This is a genomic window from Cellulomonas septica (assembly GCF_012396155.1).
Lineage (GTDB): Bacteria > Actinomycetota > Actinomycetes > Actinomycetales > Cellulomonadaceae > Cellulomonas > Cellulomonas septica.
Genome location: NZ_JAAXOY010000597.1, coordinates 1 through 2,234, shown reverse-complemented (window position 1 = coordinate 2,234; position 2,234 = coordinate 1). Strand labels below are relative to the sequence as shown.

General features: G+C 72.8%; 4 protein-coding genes. All 4 read right to left on the bottom strand.

Annotated features, from left to right (window positions below):
- The coding region (locus HGA02_RS17060; RefSeq protein WP_168680372.1) for a hypothetical protein at positions 1 to 187 on the bottom strand (187 nt) is incomplete at its 3' end.
- Positions 184 to 783 (bottom strand): nicotinate-nucleotide adenylyltransferase, encoded by a 600-nt coding sequence (nadD, locus tag HGA02_RS17055; protein ID WP_168680371.1) that lies wholly within the window; start codon positions 781 to 783, stop codon positions 184 to 186. The genes HGA02_RS17060 and nadD, both read right to left, overlap by 4 nt.
- Positions 784 to 806: 23 nt before the next feature.
- A complete protein-coding gene (locus HGA02_RS17050; protein WP_168680369.1) occupies positions 807 to 962 on the bottom strand; it encodes a hypothetical protein in 156 nt (51 codons plus the stop codon).
- 58 nt (positions 963 to 1,020) lie between these two features.
- Positions 1,021 to 2,234, bottom strand: a 1,214-nt coding sequence (locus HGA02_RS17045; RefSeq protein ID WP_168680367.1) for a glutamate-5-semialdehyde dehydrogenase, incomplete at its 5' end; no start/stop codon positions are given.

Genomic DNA, 2,234 nt, shown 5'->3' with positions numbered 1-2,234 from the left:
TGTCGCGGCTCGACCGGCGGGACCGCGCCGGCTGCTCGTCGGCCGGCTGCGACCAGGACGGCACGCCGGAGCCACCCGTCGTCTGCTCGCGCATGGCGCGACGGGACGACTGCCCCTGGGCGGCCTCCTGCTCGGCGGCGGCGCGCTCGAGCTCGCGGCGACGGCGCCGCTCTCCCGGTTCACTCATGACTGACCTCGATACAACCTGTGCTTCGCGATGTACTGGACCACCCCGTCGGGGACGAGGTACCAGACCGGCTGGCCGGCGCGTGCCCGCGCGCGGACGTCGGTCGAGGAGATCGCCAGGGCGGGGATCTCCTGGATGCTCACACGGTCGGCGGGCAGGCCGTCGACCGACAACGTGTGACCCGGACGGGTCACCGCCACGAAGTGCGCCATGGCGAACAGCTCCTCGGCATCCTTCCACGTGAGGATCTGCTCGATCGCGTCGGCACCCGTGATGAAGAAGAGGTCGGCGTCCGGGCGCAGCGTCTCGAGGTCACGGAGCGTGTCGACCGTGTACGTCAGCCCCGGACGCTCGATGTCGACGCGGCTCACGGTGAACCGCGGGTTCGACGCCGTCGCGATGACGGTCATCAGGTAGCGGTGCTCCGCGACCGAGACGTCCTGCTCCTGCTTGAACGTCGGCTGGCCCGTGGGGACGAACACGACCTCGTCGAGGTCGAACCGGTCCGCGACCTCGCTCGCGGCGACGAGGTGACCGTGGTGGACGGGGTCGAACGTGCCACCCATCACACCCAGACGGGGTCGCCGCTGCGTCATCGGACCGTCGCTCCCCGCCGCGCTCAGTGGCGGGTCCCGACGCTCCGGAACGCGAAGGTGAACAGCAGCATGGCGACGAGGCCGACGAACGCCCCGATCCCGAACACCACGGGCGAGAAGGGGAGCTCGTTGACGTGCTCGGCGGCTTCCTCGGCGGCGGCGATCAGTGCGCTGTGCACGGTGTTCCTCCTGGGGTGTTGTCGGGGAGCGACAAGTGTCGCACGACGCGCTGTGGCCTCAGGGCCGGACGTGCCCGTCGCCCTGCACGACCCACTTGGTGGTCGTGAGCTCGGCGAGGCCCATCGGGCCGCGGGCGTGCAGCTTCTGGGTGGAGATGCCGATCTCGGCACCGAGGCCGAGCTGGCCGCCGTCGGTGAACCGGGTGGAGGCGTTCACCATGACGGCCGCGGAGTCGACCTCGGCGACGAACCGCTCGGACGCCGCGAGGTCGCGGGTGACGATCGCCTCGGTGTGCCCCGAGCTCCAGGTGCGGATGTGGTCGAGCGCCTCGTCGAGGTCCTCGACGACGCGGACCGCGAGGTCGAGCGACAGGTACTCCGTCGCCCAGTCCTCGTCGGTCGCGGCGACGACGGAGACCTCCTCGGGCGCGAGCCGCAGCGTCGTCTCGTCGCCGTGGATCGTGACGCCCGCGTCCGCGAGCGCCGCCAGCGCGACGGGCAGGAACTCGTCGGCGACGCCCTCGTGCACGAGCAGCGTCTCCGCGGCGTTGCAGACGCCGACGCGCTGGGTCTTGGCGTTGAGCAGGATCGGCAGCGCGACGGACAGGTCGGCGCTCTCGTCGACGTAGACGTGCACGTTGCCGACGCCGGTCTCGATCACGGGCACCGTGGACTCGCGCACGACGGTCGCGATGAGGTCCGCTCCCCCCCGCGGCACGAGCACGTCGACGAGCCCGCGCGCGTGCATGAGCGCGACGGCGCCGGGGCGGCCCCACGCGTCGATGGACTGGACGAGGTCGCCCGGGAGCCGCTGCGCGACGAGCGCGTCGGACAGCACCCGGACGATGACCTCGTTGCTGCGGGCCGCCGCGGACCCGCCGCGCAGGATCACCGCGTTGCCGGACTTGAGCGCGAGCCCCGCGGCGTCGACCGTCACGTTCGGCCGGGCCTCGTAGATCATGCCGACGACGCCCATGGGGACGCGCAGCTGGCGCAGCCGGAGGCCGTTCGGCAGCGTCGAGCCGCGCACGACCTCGCCGACCGGGTCGGGCAGGCCGGCGAGCTCGCGCAGTGCGTCGGCGATCGCCGCGACGCGGTCGGGGGTGAGAGCAAGACGGTCGAGGAGCCCCGGGGAGATGCCGTCGGCCCGGCCCTTCTCGAGGTCGAGCGCGTTCGCGGCGACGATCTCCTCGGTCGCGGCGACCAGCGCGTCGGCGAGCGCGTGCAGCGCGGCGTCCTTCGTGGCGCGCGTCGCGGTCGCGAGCGCGCGGG

What these genes read in the sequence shown, in the direction of transcription:
- nadD (WP_168680371.1), bottom strand. Translation starts at nt 783, where the DNA reads ATGACGCAGCGGCGACCCCGTCTGGGTGTGATGGGTGGCACGTTCGAC.